The sequence below is a fragment of the Microcoleus sp. Pol11C3 genome, from assembly GCF_036701485.1.
Lineage (GTDB): Bacteria > Cyanobacteriota > Cyanobacteriia > Cyanobacteriales > Microcoleaceae > Microcoleus.
Window position 1 is genome coordinate 175,433 of the sequence record NZ_JAUBQW010000001.1, and the last position, 6,771, is coordinate 182,203.

Annotated in this window: 9 protein-coding genes and 1 pseudogene; 6 read left to right on the plus strand and 4 right to left on the minus strand. The window is 45.3% G+C overall.

The annotated features are described in order from the left end of the window. The first annotated feature begins 20 nt into the window (after positions 1–20). The 3 genes from QUA40_RS00770 to QUA40_RS00780 all read left to right on the plus strand — a co-directional run bounded on the left by QUA40_RS00770 (position 21) and on the right by QUA40_RS00780 (position 2,743). The gene (locus QUA40_RS00770) at positions 21–830 is read left to right on the plus strand and encodes a metal ABC transporter ATP-binding protein (RefSeq protein ID WP_333120977.1); all 810 of its coding nucleotides are present in this window, start codon (positions 21–23) and stop codon (positions 828–830) included. Positions 831–1,099: 269 nt separating this feature from the next. After that, the gene (locus QUA40_RS00775; protein WP_333120978.1) at positions 1,100–1,996 is read left to right on the plus strand and encodes a metal ABC transporter permease; all 897 of its coding nucleotides are present in this window, start codon (positions 1,100–1,102) and stop codon (positions 1,994–1,996) included. Positions 1,997–2,284: 288 nt separating this feature from the next. Next, positions 2,285–2,743, plus strand: a complete 459-nt coding sequence (locus tag QUA40_RS00780) for a peroxiredoxin (RefSeq protein WP_333120980.1) — start codon at positions 2,285–2,287, stop codon at positions 2,741–2,743. 279 nt (positions 2,744–3,022) lie between these two features. On the opposite strand, the pseudogene QUA40_RS00785 reads toward QUA40_RS00780, so the two are convergent. The 3 genes and pseudogenes from QUA40_RS00785 to hpf all read right to left on the minus strand — a co-directional run. Beyond that, positions 3,023–3,214, minus strand: a pseudogene (locus QUA40_RS00785) (Uma2 family endonuclease); the annotation flags it as partial. 15 nt (positions 3,215–3,229) lie between these two features. Continuing rightward, positions 3,230–3,511 (minus strand): Uma2 family endonuclease, encoded by a 282-nt coding sequence (locus tag QUA40_RS00790; RefSeq protein ID WP_333120981.1) that lies wholly within the window; start codon positions 3,509–3,511, stop codon positions 3,230–3,232. Between the two features lie 287 nt (positions 3,512–3,798). Beyond that, the gene (gene hpf / locus QUA40_RS00795; protein WP_333120983.1) at positions 3,799–4,452 is read right to left on the minus strand and encodes a ribosome hibernation-promoting factor, HPF/YfiA family; all 654 of its coding nucleotides are present in this window, start codon (positions 4,450–4,452) and stop codon (positions 3,799–3,801) included. A 151-nt stretch (positions 4,453–4,603) separates the two neighbouring features. Here hpf and lipB point away from each other — a divergent pair, with 151 nt between their 5' ends. Beyond that, positions 4,604–5,281, plus strand: a complete 678-nt coding sequence (lipB, locus tag QUA40_RS00800) for a lipoyl(octanoyl) transferase LipB (RefSeq protein ID WP_333120985.1) — start codon at positions 4,604–4,606, stop codon at positions 5,279–5,281. Positions 5,282–5,326: 45 nt separating this feature from the next. Here lipB and QUA40_RS00805 read toward each other — a convergent pair whose 3' ends face one another. Further along, positions 5,327–5,548: a helix-turn-helix transcriptional regulator gene (locus tag QUA40_RS00805; RefSeq protein ID WP_333077961.1), complete on the minus strand. Its 222-nt coding sequence runs from the start codon at positions 5,546–5,548 to the stop codon at positions 5,327–5,329. Between the two features lie 221 nt (positions 5,549–5,769). Here QUA40_RS00805 and QUA40_RS00810 point away from each other — a divergent pair, with 221 nt between their 5' ends. Beyond that, positions 5,770–6,003, plus strand: a complete 234-nt coding sequence (locus tag QUA40_RS00810; RefSeq protein WP_333120986.1) for a hypothetical protein — start codon at positions 5,770–5,772, stop codon at positions 6,001–6,003. Positions 6,004–6,360: 357 nt separating this feature from the next. Continuing rightward, entirely contained in the window at positions 6,361–6,534 is a 174-nt protein-coding gene (locus QUA40_RS00815; RefSeq protein WP_333120988.1) for a hypothetical protein, read from the plus strand. Positions 6,535–6,771: the final 237 nt, after the last annotated feature.

The following is a 6,771-nucleotide window of genomic DNA, read 5'->3' on the forward strand; positions in this document are numbered from 1 at the left end:
AAGGAGATAGAGTCACCGCAATGAATACCGCCGCCTTCCCCAACGAGAATCCTTGGTCTAAAATGGTTTGCCACCTCAAAGACAGCGCTACCGACACTGAAATTATCGCTGTTAAGCACTTAGCAGTAAACTACCGCACGGTAGAGGCACTCAGAGATATCAATCTTTGCGTCAAACCGGGAAGGCTGACGGGTATTATTGGCCCCAACGGTGCCGGCAAAAGCACGCTGATCAAAGCAATGTTGGGCTTAATTCCGGCAAATCGCGGCACTGTTACCTGGGGCGAAGAAGCGATCGCCGATCGACTCGAAACAGTAGCTTACGTGCCCCAGCGATCGCAAATTGACTGGAACTATCCCGCCACCGTTTGGGATGTCGTGATGATGGGAAGAGTCAGAAAAGCCGGATGGTTTCGCCGCTTCTCTGCAGCTAGCCGCCGCACCGCTGCCGATGCCTTAGAAAGAGTAGGCATGAGTGCTTACAAAGACAGACCGATCGGACAACTTTCCGGCGGACAGCAACAGCGAGTATTTCTAGCTAGAGCCTTAGCCCAAGAAGCTGCTATTTTCTGCTTTGATGAGCCGTTTGTCGGCGTTGACCAAAAAACTCAAAATATTATTTTTGACATTTTCCAGGAGCTAGCAAATGCCGGAAAAATTGTCTTAGTAGTCAACCACGACTTAGGCGAATCAATCACCAATTTTGACGATTTAATTTTGCTCAATACGGAATTGATTGCCGCTGGTTCCCGTCAAGAAGTGCTAACAAAAGAAAACCTTTACCGTGCTTACGGCGGACAAGTAATGTTCTTTGCCGGACAAGCTGCTTAATTAGCCAGCAGTCATTAATTTAGGAGTTACCCTTTTGAACTCGGTTTTTTTGATAATATTGGGTTTGGCAACGATAAATCTCGGATCAAACTCACATCTTGCACCATTCTCAAGAACAGGCAAGATGCCTGTTCCACAAAGAGTGAATCTTCTTGTGGAACAGGCATCTTGCCTGTTCATAAAAAGCTTATTGAGAATGGTGTAACATCTCGGATCAAACCGGGTTGCTTTGGTTGTTAGTCATTAGTTAACTGTGATTTGATAATTTTATGATACAAACCTTAATTGAGCCGTTGCAGTACGGATTCATGCAGCGATCGCTCGTAATTGCCATTCTCGTCGGCATCGTCTGCGCGATCGTCGGCAGCTACCTCATGGTACAGCGCTTGGCCTTGCTCGGAGACGCCATCAGCCACTCGGTTTTGCCCGGATTGGCGATCGCATTTATCCTCGGAGCAAACATTTTTATCGGCGCCTTTATTGCCGGAGTTTTGAGTACAGTAATCATAGCTTGGATCAAAGCTCGATCGACAATCAAAGAAGACGCGGCAATGGGCATCGTATTTTCCGCATTCTTCGCCCTCGGGATCACCCTAATTACGATCGTCCAAAAAGACAACAAAATCGACCTCAACCACTTTCTTTTCGGCAACATCCTCGGCGTTACTGTCGAAGATGCGATCGACACAGCCGTCATAGTCGCCGTAGTCTTATTAGTTGTAGTATTCTTTTACAAAGAACTGCTATTTTACACATTCGATCCATTAGGAGCCCAAGCAACAGGTTTGCCAGTAAACCTGCTCAACTTCGGACTGATGGTACTCATCGCCCTCACAATAGTTGCCAGCCTCAAAGCCGTGGGCGTAGTGCTAGTCTTGTCCCTCTTAATTACACCCGCAAGTACCGCCTACCTCCTAGTAACTCGCCTGCACCAAGTAATGATTTTAGGCGCAATAATCGGAGTTATTTCCAGCATTAGCGGAATGTATCTTAGTTACTTTTATAACTTACCATCCGGGCCCGCAATAGTTTTAGTTGCATCGGGATTATTTGTGCTATCATTGCTGTTCAGTCCCACTCAAGGAATCCTCACTCAACCCCGGACCAACTCCGGCCAACTTCCTCCAATATGGCGGGAATTAAAAAATTTAACCAAAGGCAGATAACAATTAACTTTCTAGTAACTCTTCAGCACCGCCCGTCCAATTTTCCCTAAAAATCTGCGTTAATCCCGTGCATCTGCGGTTCAAAAAAGCTTCTCCAATTAATCCGCCTAACTGCGAATCGCCGGCAGCATCTCGATGTTGTCAAAATGTTTTTTTTGTGTGAGTGCGAGAAAGCAAAAATGGGATGCTCCAGAATACCTCGATCGCAACTGCGAACTATTGCTCAAAACAACTGTACAATAACAAAAGTTAAATTTTCACGCAAACAGAGCTACTCAGTTAAAAAACATGACAGTCAAAGTAGGAGACACCGCCCCCGATTTTACCTTACCATCTCAAACTGGCACATCAGTCAGCCTCAAAGATTTTCGAGGTCAAAAAAACGTCATAGTCTACTTTTATCCCAAAGACGACACACCCGGATGTACGACTCAAGCTTGCGCTTTCCGAGATAGTTACGAAGTCTTCAAAGACGCAGGTGCAGAAGTAATTGGAATTAGCGACGATTCGCAACAATCGCACCAACAATTTGCCACCAAATATCAGCTACCCTTTACACTGCTGAGCGATACTGGCAACAAAGTGCGGCAATTATACGGAGTGCCAGCTACGCTGTGGATTATGCCTGGTAGAGTTACTTATGTCATTGACAAAGAAGGCGTTGTCAAGCATATTTTTGACTCGATGTTAGACTTCAAAGCACACGTTGCACAAGCGCTCAAAACTTTAGAAACCATCAAAAGTTAGATGGATTTGCTTAAATATATTGTTTGTAGTGAGGACGAAAGTCCTCATCCCTCATTGTCTAAAAAACAAGAAAAAACTAAATTCCTGACTGCGAACTAAGGGTTTTTAGTGAGAACGGAAATTCTAAGACTAGAGGTTTTCCCGTACCCAATTTTTAAAAGCTTGAATAGCCTGGGTTCTCCCAGCAACTTGACTCTGCTGGGTGTACTGATTCATCAGTTCAACAATTGGAATATTAGGGAAATTAGGACTCACATCAGACTCAATATATTGTTCGGCTTACAAGATGTTGATTTGTAGCCCTCGCCGTGCGTATCGCCAAAGTTCCGGTACTCCTAGAATTTGATAATTATCCAACTGCGTGCGAGAGGTGAGATCAATTTCTATAGCTAAATCTGGGGGTGGATCAACACTCATATCGAGGCGATTTTTACCGATAACGGCTGCTTGATTTTGAATGTAAAAACAGGTATCCGGTTCGACAGCCTAACTCCTGCGTTCATTTTTCAACGTTGTCCAACCTAACGACTCAAATGCTATTTGTCGTGCTTCCAACAAAATTTTTACCATGTCGCCAATAATTTCTTTGGCTTTTTCATGTTCCGGCAGAGGAACCATAATTTCTAACCGTCCGTTACTATAGGAAAGTCGGGAAGCACGACGTTCTCCCAATTCCGCCAAAATACTTTCAAATTGTTGCCAGTTAACATCCTCAACCAGTAATTGTTGACCCGGTTGAATCTTCAATTGTCTTAACTCCAATAGCATAATTGTTCATCCATTTTCTTTAGGAAATATCAGCAAAGTCCTTACTCCGAATCATTAGACTTCTTGCATAAATCTTTGATGGATAAGTCAACCGCAGATAGAATGCAGATAAACATAGATGGACGCAGATGATTTCAAGAAGAGCGAGTGAATGCAATGCAAGCGTATTGTCTAAAAAAACACGAAAAAACTAAAGTCCTTACTAAAAACTCGTGGTTCGTAGTAAGGACTTTAGTCCTGAATTGCTAGCGAATTGCCGCCATTAACAATTAGCACTCAGCAATTATCTAGCTTTTCGCAACACTCGATTTTTCCGATGTAGCGCTTTCGGCAGTTTTGCCATTTTTGCTATTACCGTTACCGTTGCTGTGGCGGGGTTGGATAACTCCATAGCCGCTGTGACTCTTGCGTTCGTAGAGCACGTTAATTTCGCCTGTTTCCGCATTACGGAACATATAGAAATCGTGATCAATAATCTGCAATTGTTCCAAAGCTTCTTGCACAGTCATTGGAGGCATGGCAAAATACTTAGTCCGCACCACCTCAGCAGGAAGTTCGGGAGTTCGATCGCCAATCAGATCCGCTACTACAGGATGTTCATCAACTACCGTAACCGTTTTGGCACTACTCTGGGTCTTGTTGTCGTGGCGTTTTTCCTTAAATTTCCGCAGTTGACGAGCTATCTTGTCGGCAACCAAATCGATGCTAGCATAAAGGCTTTCCGTGCTTTCCTCAGCCCGAATCACGCTACCGTTAGCATAAATTGTCACCTCAGCAGTCTGCTTAGGATTGATCCTGGGGTTACGAGCCACCGATAGATGTATGTCCACTTCCGTAGTCAAAGTTTGAAAATGGCTAACTGCCTTTTCCACCTTTTGATTGACGTACTCGCGAATCGCATCGGTGATTTCTATATTCTTACCCTGGATAACAAGCTTCATAGAGCTCCCTCCCTTCTGTAACGTGGGTATATTTTAAACAGTAGCACTATGTATTCTGGAAAACACTTATCTTCCAAATCTTTTATTATATGTTGACAATTCTTGATTTAAGCTGCGCCAATATTCCGTAAATACACTCTTGATTTTTTTCATGATTTCTCCTCTCATCCCTCAACAGCTAAATGCACAACCCTGCTTACTCCTCAATTGGGGACAAGTACCCTACTCCCAAGCTTGGGAAGTCCAGCAAAAACTCGTGCAAGAGCGCCGGGAAAACCCAGATTTGCCAGATGTGCTGATTTTGGTGGAACATCCGCCTGTGTACACTTTGGGACAGGGCGCGAAGTTGGAATTTCTGAAATTTGACAGCGAAACTCAGCCGGAATTGCACCGAGTTGAGCGGGGCGGCGAGGTGACTTACCACTGTCCGGGCCAATTGGTGGGCTATCCGATTTTAAATTTGCGCCGCCACCAGCAAGATTTGCACTGGTATTTGCGGCAGTTGGAGGAAGTGCTGCTGGGGGTGTTGGAAGTTTGCGGGTTGAAGGGTTCGCGGGTTCCCGGTATGACTGGAGTTTGGGTGGATGGGTGCAAGGTAGGTGCGATCGGCATTAAAGTCAGCCGCTGGATTACGATGCACGGTTTTGCTTTAAATGTTTGTCCGGATCTCGCCGGTTTTGGGCAAATTGTACCTTGCGGGATTCCCGATCGACCTGTTGGGAGTTTAGAGCAGTTTATCCCGGGAATTGAGGTCGATCGAGTGCAATCGATCCTTGTCGCTGAGTTTGCTCGCGTTTTTGCAGTGGAAATTGTGCGATCGAATGTGTAGGGTGCGTCGCTGTCAACCTTACGACTAACGATCGCAGTCGGTTTTTTAAGTGCGATCGGGATTGTCTTCCTCATACACCATTAAATCTCCCGGTTGGCAGTTTAGTGCTTTGCACAAAGCATCAAGAGTTGTTTCATCAATTCTTGTTAGCCGGCGGCGGGTTTTGATTTTAGAAACAGATGTTGGGTGCATCCCAACTCTAGCCGCCAATTCTTTATTGCTGATATTGCGATCGGCCATCACAACTGCCAATTTCCAACGGATCACTGCGGGTGCTCAACTACTAGCCAGGACTTTGCAAGGTGATGTTAGCATCCTGCAACCTTCACTAACATTTGTTTTGCCGTATCGGCAATATTTTTTGTCGTATCGCTTGACTTGCAGCAGCGAATGAACTATGCTGAGGATGTACAAACGGAAAAGCGATCGCCCCTTTGCCTCGAAAACTCAAGGGCGATCGCTATCCGACTATTTTGTAGTTAAAACTCATGGTATCACAGCCAAAGTCAGTTCCCGAACTCCTTCGCCAAGAAATTCCCGACGCACCCACCGACAAACAACCGATCCGATTGTTGATTTGCGGGATTCCCAAAGGAGTCGAAAGCCTCATCAATCTGCTGCACGTTTTAGGTTTTGCAGAAGTTGGTGAATGGAGTCCGCCTTTACCGTCCCCGATCTCCGGTGAAGTAATGCGGATTTTAACCCGTTACTGGAAAGAATAATCTTTAAGGGCGAGCGCCCTTTATTGAGCAAAGTGCGATCGCTCTTAAATTATCAAAAACATCAGGCTTAATTCTCCACCCAATCACTTACAAACTCCAGACTAAGGATGCTAAATATCGAATCGAATTAACGCGACGGTGTTTGCGAGACTTGGGGGTATTATAGAAATTTTAACGGTCGGTACTTACTAACTCAAGAATTGAGAGAATTGGTGGTACAATGCGCGAGATCGGGCTTCTCTAACCTTAGAGAGAAGCAAGACCCATGCAGAAATACGTCCTAAGAGTTTTGCGATCGCCTCTAGCGTGAGGTAAGATTCTTGTTAATTATTGCGCTCTGTTCAGGAGAAAAAATTTATGCCAGATATGTCCGGTCAAGACCCCTCGGAAATTAAAATGGCGACGGTTGATGAAGAAGAAAAAGGCGCAACGTTTAGCGGTACGGTCATCCTTGCTATCGATGTCGATGGTCCTGGGGAAGTCCTTTTCTTCAGAGACTTTTTGATTGAAGATTATAGTGCGATTCGTTGAAACGTGAATCACGGTGAAAGCCCGTACATAACGTTTCCAGCCACAAGGCTGAACTCTCGGTCTGATAAGGGTGCAAGTCCCTTCTACCAGGCTCAGGTATGACTCCTAAACTGCCCACACCGACCAAGCTCGATTCTTGGAGAGTGAAGCTGGGAACAGAGCGCAATCAGACATCCAATGTGGGGTGACACTGGCGCTGATGGGGAGTTCCGATGGTGAAACAGAGCCTAGAAAAGT